This window comes from Lactococcus taiwanensis (assembly GCF_017068355.1).
In the GTDB taxonomy this organism is placed as follows: Bacteria; Bacillota; Bacilli; order Lactobacillales; family Streptococcaceae; genus Lactococcus; species Lactococcus taiwanensis.
Genome location: NZ_CP070872.1, coordinates 1,415,825 through 1,429,340 on the forward strand (window position 1 = coordinate 1,415,825; position 13,516 = coordinate 1,429,340).

Genomic DNA, 13,516 nt, shown 5'->3' on the forward strand with positions numbered 1-13,516 from the left:
ATTTAATTATAGCAAAAAGCAAGACAAAAAGCCGAGAGGTATCAAACGACTTTTTTGTCTTGCTTTCTTTTTATTTCACGCTATTTTTCGCTAAAGATTCCAAATAGTCAGCTTCATAATCATAAAGTGGCGTTGGATATTCGCCATCAAAATAGGACAAGCAAAGTTTATCATGACCAATCGCTTCGACAAGTCCTGACTGGCTGAGATAAGTCAGACTATCCGCTCCGATAGCTTTTCTGATTTCATCAGTCGTGTGGCTGGCTGCGATGAGTTCGTCACGGTCTTGGATGTCAATGCCATAAAAGCAAGGATATTTGAGAGCGGGGCTGGCGATTGCCACATGAACCTCGGCTGCGCCTGCGTCTTTGAGCAATCTGACAATGCGACGGCTGGTTGTCCCACGCACAATACTATCATCCACCATAATGACGCGTTTCCCTTCTACAACACCTCGAACAGCACTCAATTTCATGCGAACGCCTTGTTCACGAAGTTCTTGAGTCGGTTGAATGAAGGTTCTTGCCACATACTGATTTTTAATCAGGCCCATTTCGTAAGGCAAACCAGATGCTTCAGCGTAGCCTGAAGCAGCACTGAGTGATGAATTAGGCACACCAATGACAATGTCGGCGTCAATTTGGGCTTCTTGGGCTAAAATTTTTCCTGAGCGTTTTCTGGCAGTATGAACATTAACTCCAGCGATATTACTGTCAGGACGAGCAAAATAGATGTATTCCATTGAACAAATGGTCATGTTGGTGCTGTCAGTAAATTGGTCCACATGAATGCCGTCGTCATTAATTTCAATTATTTCACCGGGTTGAACATCTTGAATCCAAGTAGCGCCAACGACATCAAAAGCACAGGTTTCTGAGGCCACAACGAGCGCACCATTGCTCATTTTTCCGATGGAGAGTGGTCGAAAGCCATTAGGGTCAAGGGCTGCGACAATTGAGTTTTCAGTCATAATGAGATAGGCAAAGCCACCTTTGACCGTATTGAGCGCTTCTTTGACTCTGCCCATAAATTCTGGATGATGACTACGACGAATCAAGTGCATGAGGATTTCCGTGTCTGAATTACTAGAGAAGATTGCGCCAGATTTTTCAAGTTCACAGCGCAATGATTGGGCGTTGGTTAAATTTCCATTGTGGGCAAGTCCAAGTGCTCCGTCATGAAATTCAAACTGGAAAGGCTGAATATTGTTGATATTTGCTGAACCAGCCGTGGCATAACGGACGTGTCCAATGGCTGACGAGCCTGTCAGTTCTTCCAAATCTTTTTCGTCACGGAAAACATCTGTGACCAGACCCAGACCACGATGACGATTGAGTTTGCCATAATTATTGACCAAAATCCCGGCGCCTTCTTGCCCGCGATGTTGGAGCGCATGAAGCCCAAAATAGGTCAGGCGAGCGGCATCAGGATGCCCCCAAACGCCGAAAAGTCCACATTCTTCATTTAAAGATTTTTTCTCAAAATGCGCCCAGTCTTGCTCAGTAAATGTTGCGCTTGTCATTTCATCAGACATGGGAGGGCTCCTTCGTAAATGCTTGCGGCTTCGTCAGTAGCAATGGTCAGGTCATTAATTTTAATGACGGCGTCGTCAGTAACTTTTCCGATGATTTCGCCACTGACAGAACTTTCTGTCAGTAATTTTTCAAAAGTAGCTTGATTTTCTGGTGAAATTGAGAGTATAAAGCGACCTTGCGTTTCTGAGAATAATTGGGCATTGGTTAAATCAACTTTCACATCAACGCCTAAGCCATTTGCAAAAGCAGATTCAGCTAGAGCAATCGCCAATCCTCCCTCTGCCAAGTCATGTGCTGAGCTGACCAATCCGTCAGTAATTGCTCTTAAAACAAAATCTTGATTGATTTTTTCAGTTTCTAAATCAAAATCAATTCTGCCAGAAATTTCTCCTGTCAGCATTTTTTGAAGTTCAGAACCTGAAAAATCATCAAAGGTCTGACCGACTAGTACAATCAAATCACCTGCTTTTTTGAATTCTTGAGTGGTGATATTTTTGACATTCTCAATCAAACCAACCATTCCAATCATCGGTGTAGGTAAAATAGCTGAACCGTTTGTTTCATTGTAAAGACTAACATTTCCTGAAATGACAGGTGTATCAAGAGCCAAACAAGAACGTGAAATTCCGTCAGCCGCCGTTGTTAATTCCCAAAATTGTTCAGGTTTTTCCGGATTTCCAAAGTTCAAACAGTCCGTAATCGCGAGCGGTTTTCCACCAGAGGCCACGATATTACGAGCCGCTTCAGCAACGGCGATTGCGCCGCCTTTTTCTGGATCAAGGTAGAGATATCGCGCGTTACAGTCCGTTGTCATCGCAAGTGCTTTGTTCGTGCCACGTACGCGTAAAACTGCGCTATCTGAGCCTGGTGCAACAACAGTGTTGGTCATCACGCGCGAATCATAAGTTTCATAAATTGATTTCTTGCTGGCAATGGTTGGTTGAGCCAAAAGTTTTTTGAAAATGTCACTGACCGCGCTGTCAGTAATTTCTGGAAGGTATTTTTTGCTGTCAGTAAATTTTTGAATTCGCTCAGGGACTTGTGCCTCACGGTAATAAGTTGGAGCATCTTCCGCCAATGAATCAACTGGAACATGAGCCACCATTTCCCCTTTATGATAAAGCGTATAAAAGCCATCATCAGTCACTTGCCCAATATTCACAGCATCAAGGTCGTATTTTTTAAATAAATCAATAATTTCTTGTTCATGTCCTTTTTTGACACAAAGCACCATACGTTCTTGTGACTCAGACAACATCATCTCATAAGGAATCATTTCTGTTTCACGCTGAGGCACATTATCCAAGTTAAGACGCAGACCTGACCCAGCTTTTGAAGCCATTTCTGATGTAGATGAAACCAATCCAGCTGCTCCCATATCTTGAATGCCGACTAAAATATCGCCATGATTTTGGATGACTTCAATACAAGCTTCAAGCAATAATTTTTCCATAAATGGATCACCGACTTGAACCGCTGAACGTTGTGTTTCTGAGCCAGAACCAAATTCTTTAGAAGCAAAAGATGCTCCATGAATGCCGTCACGTCCTGTTTTCGCTCCGACATAAAAAATAGAATTCCCTACACCTTTAGCTTGTCCTTTTTGAATATGTTTATGTTCAATCAAGCCCACACACATGACATTCACCAAAGGATTTCCAGCGTAAGATTCATCAAAGGCTACTTCGCCACCAACCGTCGGAATTCCAATACAGTTTCCATATCCCGCAATCCCGGCTGTCACTTGGTCAACAATATGACGTGTTTTACCATTGTCGATTGGTCCAAAACGTAAACTATCCAAAATTGCAATGGGACGAGCTCCCATTGAAAAAATATCACGAATAATCCCACCAGAACCTGTTGCTGCACCTTCATAAGGTTCAACGTAAGAGGGATGATTATGAGATTCAGCTTTGAAAACAACCGCCAAATCATCACCGATATCCACAACCCCAGCGCCTTCACCAGGCCCCATCAAGACTTGTGGCCCAGTCGTCGGAAATTTTTTTAAGACAGGTTTTGAATTTTTGTAGCAGCAATGTTCTGACCACATCACGGCATACATCCCCGTTTCCGTAAAGTTTGGCAAACGGCCGTCAAGAATCTCATCCTTGATTTTCAAATATTCTTCATCCGTTAGTCCCCACTCACGGTAAATTTTGCTTTCTTGAATCTGTTCTGGTGACATCTCCAAAGTCATGTTATTCTCCTCTAAGATGTGAGCCCGACTGTTTTGAAATGATGAAAATTAGGAAAATGATGGTTCTGCGCTCGCGCAGGTTCTTAATTTTGTCTAATTTCACCCGTTTCAAGGAGGGCGAACTCAGTTAATTTGAAATTACAAACCTACTGACAGCTCTGTCAGTAATTTTTTTATTTTTCTAGTGTCGCCACAAAATTTTTCAATAAAGAAGCAAACAATTTTCTTCCGTCAGCGCCACCAAGAAGTTCTTCCATGGCCCGCTCAGGGTGAGGCATCATCCCAAGCACATTTCCTTCTTTATTGACAATTCCAGCAATATTTTCAACTGATCCATTCGGATTTTCGTCAGCATAAGTGAAAATAATTTGCCCATTTGCTTTAAGTTCAGCAAGCTGAGCTTCGTCAGCAACATATTGCCCTTCACCGTGCGCAATTGGCAAATGAATGATTTCCTCTTTGCTGTATTCGGTCGTAAAATTACTTTGATGATTTTCAACTTTAAGGGCTTGCCATTTGGAAACAAATTTCAAACCCTCATTGCGAATTAACACCCCTGGCAAAAGACCAGATTCAACCAAAATTTGAAAGCCGTTGCAAGTGCCAAAAACAGGCTTGCCTTCTTTAGCTAAACGTTTGATTTCCGGCATAATATTGGCAAATGACGCAATCGCACCACAGCGTAAATAATCACCATAAGAAAAGCCCCCTGGAATCAACACTCCGTCAAAACCTGCAAGCGACTGCTCATCATGCCAGACAAATTCTGCCTCAGCTCCCATAACATTACGAATGGCCCAGAGCAAATCAAAATCACAATTTGACCCTGGAAATTGAATGACTGCAAATTTCATCAGTTGACTCCTTCGCTTTGTTCATCCAAAATTTCTACGGTGTAAGTTTCCATATTTGGATTCGCCAACAATTCATTGGCAATTTCAATGGCTTTTTCTTTAGCAAGCTCAGCATCTGCATCAAAATCGAAATCGAAAAATTTTCCAACATTTAATTCTGTAACTTCTTGATAACCCATTTTATGAGTTGCCGCTTGAATCGCTTGGGCTTGAGGGTCGAGAATTGAGGCTTTATAAGCCACGTAAACACGTACTTTAGTCATTTTTTGCAATATCCTATCTCTCTATTTTGTTTTTTCAAGTAATGTCAAAACTTCGGTATAAGTTTCAATCAAATCGCCAATATTACGTCGGAAAACATCTTTATCCATGTGTTTTCCGTCAGCAGACCAAAGTCTTGACGTATCAGGGGAAATTTCGTCAGCCAGAATAATTCTTCCATCAGCAAGACGACCAAATTCAAGCTTGAAATCCACCAAAGTTAAGCCAATTTCCGCCCATATTTTTTTCAGAATCTCGTTAATTTTACGCGTTTCACGCTTTAAAAATTCAATCTCTGCATAAGTTGCAATGTTCAAGAATCGAACATGTTCATCGTTAATAAAGGGGTCATCTAACGCATCATCCTTATAGTAAAACTCAACAATTGGTTCTTGTAAAACAATTCCTTCTTCAAGACCAAATCGTTTGGCAAAAGAACCAGCAACAACATTTCGCAAAACAACTTCTAAAGGAATTATGGAGACTTTTTTATTCAATTGTTCGGTTTTTGATAACTTTTCTATGAAATGTGTTTCTAAACCTTCAGCATTTAATTTTTCAAAAATTAAGGAAGTGATTTGATTATTCAAAGCACCTTTACCTGCAATCTCTTCTTTACGCGCACCATTTAATGCGGTCGCTTGATCACAGTATTCCACCCAGACGACCGCTTCATCCTCTGTCTTATACAGTTTCTTTGCTTTTCCTTCATAAAGTAATACCGTTTTATTCAAAACTCTCTCCATCCTTCACTTGCTTTTCTTTACAATTTCATTCTAATCTACTCCCAGCAATAAAAAAAGCTCTAGCGGTAAATGCTAAAGCTTTTCTCTCTAATTGTTCGGTTTTTCTGTATATTGTTAAAAAGTTTATCTGAGTTTTATTCAAGAAATAACTTCTCTTTAAAGCACATCATTTTCCAAATAGAGTACGTTTTTACCTTGTGCTTTCGCATAAGTAATCTCCTCTGCCACAGCTTTGCCGATATAGCCTGCTTTATTGACAACAAATATCGCCTCTGATATTTCTATCTTTTTAAAATGCGCTTTTCGTAAAAGAGCAAGTTCAGAAGACGAATAAGTACTCAATGCGCGCGTAGGATATACGATCGTGAGGACACAATAACCTGCTAACGTCAAACGCTCCGCTTGTTCCTTTAATTCATCAATAAATTTCAAACTTCCACAAACTGTGATTACTTTCATACCCGCACCTCTTAGACCGTATTATACCACTCATCAGAAACTTCTTCTAACCAAACTGCTTCTCCCGCGGTAATGGCCACATGACTGAACCAGCTATCTTTTGTCGCTCCATGCCAATGTTTAACTCCTGCATGAGTAACAATCGTATCGCCCGCATGTAAAAGTTGGGCCTCCTTACCCTCTTCTTGATACCATCCCTCACCAGCTGTAACCAATAAAACTTGATAACCGTCTTTATGAATATGCCAATGATTACGACAGCCCGGCTCAAAAGTCACATTTCCCACACCAAAGGGCAAGTCCTTATCTGCAATCATTCCTTCTAAATAAGATTGGCCAGTAAAATAAGCACCATAAGGATTTTTTTCTCCTTGAGGAAAAATAAGGGCATTGTCCAATTCTTTTTTATTCATTTCATTCTCTCTTTTCTAATCAATTTGCTGATAACGCGTTACCTTTAGGCGCAATTGATATTTTTCTCTCAATTCAGCAATTTTTGCCATCATCGGACTTTTATGATGAATGTCAATTGCTTCTTGGTTTTCCCACTCATCAATCAATAGAATTGCGTGTTGATTATCCAAAGGGACAAAATATTCATAACGTAAATTTCCACTTTGTTGACGGATTTTATCGACGAGTCCAGAACTGACCATTTCATCAGCAAAGAGGCGGGCATTCTCCCCCTCACCTTGGTACAAAATGTTGACCGTAATTGTCATAGCTTTCCCCCTCTTATTCCCAAATTTCTTTAGCCATATTAAAAGCCGACCAAGCCTTTGGCCACCCCACATAAAAGCTCAGATGCGTAATTATTTCTGAAATTTCTTCCTGACTTATTCCATTTTCTTTTCCTTTTGCCATATGAAAATTTAATTGTTCAAAATTTCCACCAGCAATCAAAGCTGTAATCGTAATGACACTACGTTCATGTGCTGAAAGTTCTTTTTCACGACTCCAGACTTCTCCAAAAAGAATCTCATCATTTAATTCAGCAAATTTTGGGGCAAATTCTCCAAGTTGTTCATGTCCTGCGGTTTGTTTTTCCATTTTAACCTCCAAATTTTTAATTATTTTATCTTGTACTTTTTCCAAGTTCCTTCAAAAATTTTAGGCGCATCACTGTCGGTCTAAAATTTTTCTCCCAAGCAGGATCCCAGCTCTGACCCGCACGTTGTCGATAAGAAGCAATAAATTTATCAATATTTTCTTTATCTGTTACAGGTTCAAATTCCACTTGATAGACTTTCCCGTCAATGTGAATTTGACCCTTACGTGAAAGCATTGCCGAATTCCACCAACTTGACGCCGTTCCGCGACCTGCTGCTACCGCTAAATCATCATCAATATAAGCAAACCAAATCCAAGCAGGACGATGTTCCTGCGGGTCTGGGCTAATATAAATATCTTGTAGCTTAGAAAACTTTTTTACATCAATTTCCATTTTTTCTCCTTTTCTTACCAAGGTTGTGTTGTAGGTCCAACAGTAAACTCGCTGACGTTAACGTCTTCAGGTTGTTCAAGCGCAAAAGCAACAATGCGAGCAATTGCCTCTGGACTAATCCCATATTGTTCATAAAGAGCTGTCATTCCTTCTGCTGCTTCTTTGTCAGTGATTGTATTCAGTAACTCAGTATTTATAGCAGCCGGATAAATCGTCGCTGTCCGAATATGAGTTCCTTCTTGAGCGGATTCCATGCGGAGTACTTCCATTAATTCACGAACCGCCCATTTTGTTGCGCCATAAACGCCACCATTGGGATAGGCTTTTAGGCCGGCAACTGAACTCGTTGTGATCACATGTCCTGATTTTTGAGCTGTAAATTCAGGCAGTACAGCAGCAAGCCCATTAAGTACACCTTTTAAATTAATATCAACCATATTTTCCCATTCTTCAACATGAAGAGCTGATAAAGGGGAACTTGGCATGATTCCTGCATTCAAGAAAATCGCATCAATTTTGCCAAAATTTTCTTTCGCATATTGTACCAACTTTTTACTATCTTCTGGATTAGTTACATCTGTCACTTGGTAGATTGCTTGGCCACCAGCCTTTTTAATTTTATCAGCCAGCTCCTGCAAACGATTTTCACGCCTTGCTGCTAGTACAATTTTGGCTCCTTTTTTAGCAAGTAATTCAGCAGTTGCTTGGCCAATACCGCTTGATGCTCCTGTGATTAAGACGACTTTGTTTTCAATATTGTTTGACATTTTTTTCTCCATTCATTTTTTAACTTGTAAATTTATTATATTCCTTGAAGTCCACTTCAAGTCAAGCGAAAAGTATTTTTTAAATGCACATTATAAAAAATCCGCTTTAACAAGCGGATTTGGGTTATTTAATTTTTTTATTGAAAATTAAACTATAGAAAATTAAATTCAGTACAGCTAATCCGAGGAAAAGCATAAAGACATGTTGTGTTCCAGTCGTTAAGTTATCTGCTCGCGTTGCAATCAGACTCGCAACTGCTGTCCCAGCTGAAGCAGCAAATTGGGAAGTGGTGGTAAACCAGGCATTTCCTGAAGCGGCTTGCTCATGTGGCAACTGGGCTAAACTATTCGTCATTGTCGTAGCAAAACCTGAAGATCGACCGATTGTAAAGATGATATAAAGCACAATCACACCAATCAGCGTTAAGTTTTGAGTGAAAACAGTCAATAAAATAAGGGCAACAAGGAAGATAATGTTACTGCTATAAAGAATCCCTTTAGCACCTTTTCGGTCGTAAAGTGCACCGATTGGACCTTGGGATGCTGAACCGATTAAAGAGCCAGGTAACAGAGCAAAACCTGCTAAGGTACTTGAAGTTCCCAATGAAATTTGCAAGAAATTAGGAATGATAAAGTTAATACCTAAATTGGCAAATTGAAGGATACAGTAGACAATAACCGACAAAGTAAAGGTTGGACTCTTGAAAACATTAATATCGATGAAATGCAGATTGCTTGTTTTAGAACGCCAAATAAAGGCAATCAAACTCAGAATAAAGACCACAAGCCAGATTAAAGCAAGTTGCGGATTTCCTAAGGCATCCAATGCCAAAAGGGCGCTCGTCATAGCAATTGATAAAAAGATAAAGGCAATGAAGTCAAATTGACCTGGACGTTCCTTCTTGTGATTCTCAATCGCCCACATTCCCAATGGGAAAATAATAATTGGAATAATGAGGATAAGGGCAAAAATCATACGCCAGCCAAGCGTTCCAGTCAATAGACCACCATAAGTTGGCCCAAGAGCTGGGGCGATACTCAAAATCATTCCTGCAAAGCCCATCCACACACCGACTTTAGCCCGGGGGATTTTAGTTAGGACCATATTGAACATTAAAGGAATCGCAATCCCTGTCCCGATCCCTTGAACAAGGCGACCTACCATCAAGATGGAAAAATTTGGGGAGATGAGACTCAGAATATCGCCGACGGTAAAGAAGATAAGCGCAGTGAAAAAGAGTGTGCGATCTTGAAAACGTTGGCTGATATAAGAGCTAGTAGGCATGACCAGTGCCACAACCAATAGGTAGGCGGTCGTAACCCACTGAACCGTACTTAATGGTATTCCAAAGGCTTTTTCCAGCGTTGGAAAAGTGACATTTAGGCTTGTTTCTGCGAGGATGCCGACAAAAGCGACAAGTGCCACGGCGACAATTGAAAAGCGCGTCTTCGCGCTAATTTTGTTATTTGGTGCATTTATTTCTTGTGTGTTCATTTTTACGCTTTCTGTTTATTGAAATTATTGAGAAATTTTATGACTGCTCGAACCTCTTCATCAGACAAATTCGCTAAAACACGTTGGCTGTGTTCCTGAGTGAAAGTCTTGATTTCGGGTAGATATTGTCGTCCCAAATCCGTCAATTGGACAAATTTTTGGCGTGCGTCCGTAGGACTGGGGTGACGAATGATAAGAGCTCTTTTTTCCATTCGTTGCAATATCTCCGTGGTTGTAGAGCGTCTAATATTAAATTCCTGCTCAATCATTGTTTGACTTACTGCTGATGGAGCGGTCAGTACTGCTGCGTCTTGTGACTCTAAGGCATTGCCAAGAAAATCGAGAATCAGCATCTGTTGTCCCGTGAGATGAAACTGAGCTGCAAAAGCATCGACTTCTCTTACCATCTGATTAGAGGCCACTTTTAAAAGCCGACCAATGGCTTGATTATTAGTTCGCATACGAATTATTGTAACACATTAAAAGTTGTTCGTCAACGAACAAATAGGTGAAAAAAATTACTGACAGCTCCGTCAGTAATTCTGCTCCGTTTTATTTCAAATATTGGCTGCTCCGCAAGACACTTTAAATCAAAAGTGTTATGGGTAAGTCACCACGAGCGCTACTGTTCCGTTCGCATTATCAAAGATATATCTCACGGAAGGATTAGCCACACCTGCATCTTTAAACAACGTTGTAAGTTTTTCTAAACTTGGTCTCATTTGAGATTTCATGTCATTAGCATCTGCACCACTAAGCGTTCCATAATTATCACTCAAAGTGAACGTTACAATCAAAGTATTGCCACTGACTGAAGCCTTCACATCTCGATAGGTCCCATCACTATTTGAAAGGAGGGAATTTTTATTGGAATTCATTTCATTGGCGAATTCTTGCAAGACTGGATTATTAGGCGAGTAAGGGGTCCTTGGCAGGCTCACAGCTTGCCAAGCTACGGCTTTATAGCGCCAGCCATTACGAATCAAACTGTTTTCTTCATAGAGACTACCGGTATAATTGTGTGCCCCTGACATGGTGTTAGGATTATAAGCGACATAAACCGGAATTTTTCCACCAGAATAAAAGACAGGGCGTGCTCCATTATCCCAGCGCCATCCTTTATTCACAAGGGATTGAGCTTCGTATTTACTTTTTGTGTAATAGTGATCTCCGCCTTGTGCATGTGGGTTATAGACCCGGTAAACGCCTACGCCTTTGCTAGGTGCATTCCAACCGACCCCTTCATTGGCCCAGCCCGCGTTAATATCCGCTGTACGTTCGGTCGTACTCGTAGTATAAAAATGTTCCCCAGTATACGGATTATATAAGCGGTAGACATTGGTATCTGCATGGACGGTCGTAGCAAAGCCGATACTAGCCCCCGCAATTAAAGTTGTCAAAAGTAATTTTTTCATAAGCCCTCCCTTTGAAAGCGTTTTTCTTTCCGTTTGAAAACATTATATGCTTTTATAATTCTTTTGTCAATATAATATTATTAATTTTACAAAAAAATTACTGACAGAGCTGTCAGTAATCTTTTTGTTCTATTAAATCGCCAAATCAAATTTTAATTGAGGTTTGACGGGTTCATAATCAATGAGCTCGAAATCTTCAGGTTTAATTTCAAAAAAGTTAGTGCCATCAGGAACATTTAAAACTAAACGTGGTTTCTTTTCTGAGGGCGTGCGCTCTAATAGCGTCTTAGCCTGTTCAAATTGATTATCGTAGATATGTAAGTTATTAACAAAGTAAAAGAACTTCCCAATTTTCCAAGAAAAATGTTTGGCAAGCATCATTTGTAAGGCAACATACTGCATCGCGTTGATATGATGAGCTACCAACATATCATTGGAGCGCTGGATAAGTGTCGCATCTAGGTAAATCTCCCCATCAGCCTCTCTGCGCACATCAAACATGGTTTGGAAGGCACAAGGTAAAAGCCCTTCTGTCTCCTCAAAATCTTCGTATTGCCATAGATTGATGATATTACGACGGTTCCATGGATTTTTACTTAAACCTTCCAATAACTTTCCGATAATATTATATTTTTTGACGGTTGCCCCATAACGTTGACCGATTGTTCCATCGCCAATCCCCCATTCGGCCCAATATTTAACCCCATATTTTTCTTCAAGCACAGAAAGCTCACTGGTCTGATCTTGGTAAATCCACATCAACTCTTTGATTGCTGATTTAATGGGGATAGGCCGCAAAGTCGTAATCGGAAATTCTCCTTTTTGCAAATCATAAGTCACAAATGAACCTGTAATATACTTACTGTTTGCCGTTTTACCATCCTTATACTTCGGGCGCGCATTTTCAGAAAAAACGCCTGTTTCCAAAATGTTTTGGATATTTTGTTTAAAGATTTGATCTGCGTAAGTCATAAAATTTCCTTTATTTTTTATTTCTTTTAATTATAACACACTCTACGAAACAGGTAAAATCTACCTTCTAAAAGGGAACGTTTTTGCCATCTTTCACTTCTTGTACTCGCGAAGTGCTCTTTTTGATATCGCTTTCTTTAAAAGTTGAATAATCCTTGTGGTTAAGCTATTCTTACTTCAACTCAACATTATATTTAGGAATAATATAAATTTTTGCATTAGGATTTTAGTTGAGCCAAAATAAAAAAATTGATATACTTTGTTTAGCGCTTACATAAAGACTCCGGTTTCTTTACTTTATAAAAAATTAAGAAAAGAGGTAGAATCTATGAAAAAAATCTTAGCAGGTGTAGCCATCACAACTTCGGTATTAGGAGCAGCCTTATTTACTCAAACACCTAAAGTAGCAGCACATGGCTATGTACAATCGCCTCCTGCACGAGCTTATCAAGGGAAACTAGATTTTGATAGCCAAGGTTGGACAGCAGCTCTTAGCTTATACGGGAATGTCATTACAAATCCGCAAGGTCTGGAAGCCAAAAAGGGTTATCCTCAAGCTGGTCCTGCTGATGGTCGTATCGCTTCTGCTGATGGTGCTGTAGGAGACTTTGTACTCGATAATCAAACCAGCACTCGTTGGAAGAAAACAACCATCAATTCTGGTCCGAACCTGTTTACTTGGCGCTATACCGCATCACACAAGACAGCGAAATGGCACTACTATATGACAAAAACAGGCTGGGATCAAAATGCCCCACTAAAACGAGCTGATATGGAACACATCGGAACAATTGAATATAATGGTGGAAATGCTTCTGCTAATCCGACCCATAGCGTTACAGTGCCAACCGACCGTACAGGATATCATGTCATCTTAGCCGTTTGGGATGTAGATGATACAGATAATGCTTTCTACAACGTGATTGATGTCAACGTTAATACTAAAAGTAATACCTACGGCCCAAGCCTATAAAATAAAAAAACCAGTGGATTCACTGGTTTTTTTGATTAACTCATATTCAAGATTTAGCCAACCCTTCAGTACCTTCGGTTAGATGATTCCGCCAACCCCTGGTCCAAAAAGTTTACTGTTACTTATCGCTTGATAAAATTCATTGACCTGTGGAGTCAAATTATAGCGTAAAGCAAGTGGGCGCAATTGTGCTTCTAAGCGAGCGAGTTCTTGACCGAGCGGGCGCCCTGCTTCAATCCGTTGCTTTGTGGTTAACAAGCAAGACCTTTCCCAATCACGAATATGCCGATCTAAAATGAGATTATAAAGGGCATTGAGCGCCTTTTCTTGATCCATTATTTCATTCATAGCTCATTATCGCACGCTTCTATCGCTCCTGTCAATTGAGTTGA

Annotated in this window: 17 protein-coding genes; 1 reads left to right on the forward strand and 16 read right to left on the reverse strand. The window is 40.3% G+C overall.

From position 1 onward, the window contains the following. Positions 1-70: 70 nt before the first annotated feature. The 15 genes from purF to JW886_RS07010 form a co-directional block, all read right to left on the reverse strand. Positions 71-1,534: an amidophosphoribosyltransferase gene (purF, locus tag JW886_RS06940; RefSeq protein ID WP_205871672.1), complete on the reverse strand. Its 1,464-nt coding sequence runs from the start codon at positions 1,532-1,534 to the stop codon at positions 71-73. Next, positions 1,519-3,738, reverse strand: a complete 2,220-nt coding sequence (gene purL, locus JW886_RS06945) for a phosphoribosylformylglycinamidine synthase subunit PurL (RefSeq protein ID WP_205871673.1) — start codon at positions 3,736-3,738, stop codon at positions 1,519-1,521. The genes purF and purL overlap by 16 nt, the downstream gene beginning before the upstream one ends. 173 nt (positions 3,739-3,911) lie before the next feature. Continuing rightward, positions 3,912-4,592: a phosphoribosylformylglycinamidine synthase subunit PurQ gene (gene purQ, locus JW886_RS06950; RefSeq protein ID WP_205871674.1), complete on the reverse strand. Its 681-nt coding sequence runs from the start codon at positions 4,590-4,592 to the stop codon at positions 3,912-3,914. Beyond that, entirely contained in the window at positions 4,592-4,855 is a 264-nt protein-coding gene (purS, locus tag JW886_RS06955) for a phosphoribosylformylglycinamidine synthase subunit PurS (protein ID WP_205871675.1), read from the reverse strand. Before purS ends, purQ begins: the two co-directional genes overlap by 1 nt. Before the next feature lie 21 nt (positions 4,856-4,876). Next, positions 4,877-5,587 carry a phosphoribosylaminoimidazolesuccinocarboxamide synthase gene (gene purC, locus JW886_RS06960; RefSeq protein ID WP_205871676.1) on the reverse strand — a complete coding sequence of 237 codons (711 nt, stop codon included), beginning with the start codon at positions 5,585-5,587 and terminating at the stop codon, positions 4,877-4,879. Positions 5,588-5,755: 168 nt separating this feature from the next. Then, complete coding sequence (locus JW886_RS06965) at positions 5,756-6,058, reverse strand: hypothetical protein (RefSeq protein ID WP_205871677.1); 303 nt, start codon at positions 6,056-6,058, stop codon at positions 5,756-5,758. A gap of 11 nt (positions 6,059-6,069) precedes the next feature. Further along, positions 6,070-6,471 (reverse strand): cupin domain-containing protein, encoded by a 402-nt coding sequence (locus tag JW886_RS06970; RefSeq protein WP_205871678.1) that lies wholly within the window; start codon positions 6,469-6,471, stop codon positions 6,070-6,072. 15 nt (positions 6,472-6,486) lie between these two features. Continuing rightward, complete coding sequence (locus JW886_RS06975) at positions 6,487-6,780, reverse strand: antibiotic biosynthesis monooxygenase family protein (RefSeq protein ID WP_205871679.1); 294 nt, start codon at positions 6,778-6,780, stop codon at positions 6,487-6,489. A gap of 13 nt (positions 6,781-6,793) precedes the next feature. After that, on the reverse strand, positions 6,794-7,108 hold the full coding sequence (locus JW886_RS06980; RefSeq protein ID WP_075525477.1) for a carboxymuconolactone decarboxylase family protein: 315 nt from the start codon (positions 7,106-7,108) through the stop codon (positions 6,794-6,796). Positions 7,109-7,133: 25 nt separating this feature from the next. After that, complete coding sequence (locus JW886_RS06985) at positions 7,134-7,502, reverse strand: DUF2255 family protein (RefSeq protein ID WP_205871680.1); 369 nt, start codon at positions 7,500-7,502, stop codon at positions 7,134-7,136. A 14-nt stretch (positions 7,503-7,516) separates the two neighbouring features. Beyond that, positions 7,517-8,269 carry an SDR family oxidoreductase gene (locus tag JW886_RS06990; RefSeq protein WP_015426707.1) on the reverse strand — a complete coding sequence of 251 codons (753 nt, stop codon included), beginning with the start codon at positions 8,267-8,269 and terminating at the stop codon, positions 7,517-7,519. Between the two features lie 124 nt (positions 8,270-8,393). Beyond that, entirely contained in the window at positions 8,394-9,764 is a 1,371-nt protein-coding gene (locus tag JW886_RS06995) for an MFS transporter (protein WP_205871681.1), read from the reverse strand. Between the two features lie 2 nt (positions 9,765-9,766). Beyond that, positions 9,767-10,225: a MarR family winged helix-turn-helix transcriptional regulator gene (locus JW886_RS07000; RefSeq protein WP_205871682.1), complete on the reverse strand. Its 459-nt coding sequence runs from the start codon at positions 10,223-10,225 to the stop codon at positions 9,767-9,769. Between the two features lie 138 nt (positions 10,226-10,363). Beyond that, positions 10,364-11,179 carry a hypothetical protein gene (locus JW886_RS07005; RefSeq protein WP_205871683.1) on the reverse strand — a complete coding sequence of 272 codons (816 nt, stop codon included), beginning with the start codon at positions 11,177-11,179 and terminating at the stop codon, positions 10,364-10,366. Between the two features lie 132 nt (positions 11,180-11,311). Then, positions 11,312-12,151, reverse strand: coding sequence for a thymidylate synthase (locus JW886_RS07010; RefSeq protein WP_205871684.1), 840 nt, complete (start codon positions 12,149-12,151; stop codon positions 11,312-11,314). Positions 12,152-12,479: 328 nt separating this feature from the next. Between JW886_RS07010 and JW886_RS07015 the strand changes: the two genes are divergently transcribed. Then, a complete protein-coding gene (locus JW886_RS07015) occupies positions 12,480-13,124 on the forward strand; it encodes a lytic polysaccharide monooxygenase auxiliary activity family 9 protein (RefSeq protein WP_205871685.1) in 645 nt (214 codons plus the stop codon). Between the two features lie 78 nt (positions 13,125-13,202). Here JW886_RS07015 and JW886_RS07020 read toward each other — a convergent pair whose 3' ends face one another. Then, positions 13,203-13,472 carry a bacteriocin immunity family protein gene (locus JW886_RS07020; protein ID WP_205871686.1) on the reverse strand — a complete coding sequence of 90 codons (270 nt, stop codon included), beginning with the start codon at positions 13,470-13,472 and terminating at the stop codon, positions 13,203-13,205. Between the last annotated feature and the right edge of the window lie 44 nt (positions 13,473-13,516).

What these genes read in the sequence shown, in the direction of transcription:
- purQ (WP_205871674.1), bottom strand. Translation starts at nt 4,592, where the DNA reads ATGAAATTTGCAGTCATTCAATTTCCAGGGTCAAATTGTGATTTTGAT.
- JW886_RS06995 (WP_205871681.1), bottom strand. Translation starts at nt 9,764, where the DNA reads ATGAACACACAAGAAATAAATGCACCAAATAACAAAATTAGCGCGAAG.
- JW886_RS07020 (WP_205871686.1), bottom strand. Translation starts at nt 13,472, where the DNA reads ATGAATGAAATAATGGATCAAGAAAAGGCGCTCAATGCCCTTTATAAT.
- JW886_RS06965 (WP_205871677.1), bottom strand. Translation starts at nt 6,058, where the DNA reads ATGAAAGTAATCACAGTTTGTGGAAGTTTGAAATTTATTGATGAATTA.
- JW886_RS06970 (WP_205871678.1), bottom strand. Translation starts at nt 6,471, where the DNA reads ATGAATAAAAAAGAATTGGACAATGCCCTTATTTTTCCTCAAGGAGAA.
- purF (WP_205871672.1), bottom strand. Translation starts at nt 1,534, where the DNA reads ATGTCTGATGAAATGACAAGCGCAACATTTACTGAGCAAGACTGGGCG.
- purS (WP_205871675.1), bottom strand. Translation starts at nt 4,855, where the DNA reads ATGACTAAAGTACGTGTTTACGTGGCTTATAAAGCCTCAATTCTCGAC.
- purL (WP_205871673.1), bottom strand. Translation starts at nt 3,738, where the DNA reads ATGACTTTGGAGATGTCACCAGAACAGATTCAAGAAAGCAAAATTTAC.
- JW886_RS06985 (WP_205871680.1), bottom strand. Translation starts at nt 7,502, where the DNA reads ATGGAAATTGATGTAAAAAAGTTTTCTAAGCTACAAGATATTTATATT.
- JW886_RS07015 (WP_205871685.1), top strand. Translation starts at nt 12,480, where the DNA reads ATGAAAAAAATCTTAGCAGGTGTAGCCATCACAACTTCGGTATTAGGA.
- JW886_RS07010 (WP_205871684.1), bottom strand. Translation starts at nt 12,151, where the DNA reads ATGACTTACGCAGATCAAATCTTTAAACAAAATATCCAAAACATTTTG.
- JW886_RS06980 (WP_075525477.1), bottom strand. Translation starts at nt 7,108, where the DNA reads ATGGAAAAACAAACCGCAGGACATGAACAACTTGGAGAATTTGCCCCA.
- JW886_RS06975 (WP_205871679.1), bottom strand. Translation starts at nt 6,780, where the DNA reads ATGACAATTACGGTCAACATTTTGTACCAAGGTGAGGGGGAGAATGCC.
- JW886_RS06990 (WP_015426707.1), bottom strand. Translation starts at nt 8,269, where the DNA reads ATGTCAAACAATATTGAAAACAAAGTCGTCTTAATCACAGGAGCATCA.
- JW886_RS07000 (WP_205871682.1), bottom strand. Translation starts at nt 10,225, where the DNA reads ATGCGAACTAATAATCAAGCCATTGGTCGGCTTTTAAAAGTGGCCTCT.
- JW886_RS07005 (WP_205871683.1), bottom strand. Translation starts at nt 11,179, where the DNA reads ATGAAAAAATTACTTTTGACAACTTTAATTGCGGGGGCTAGTATCGGC.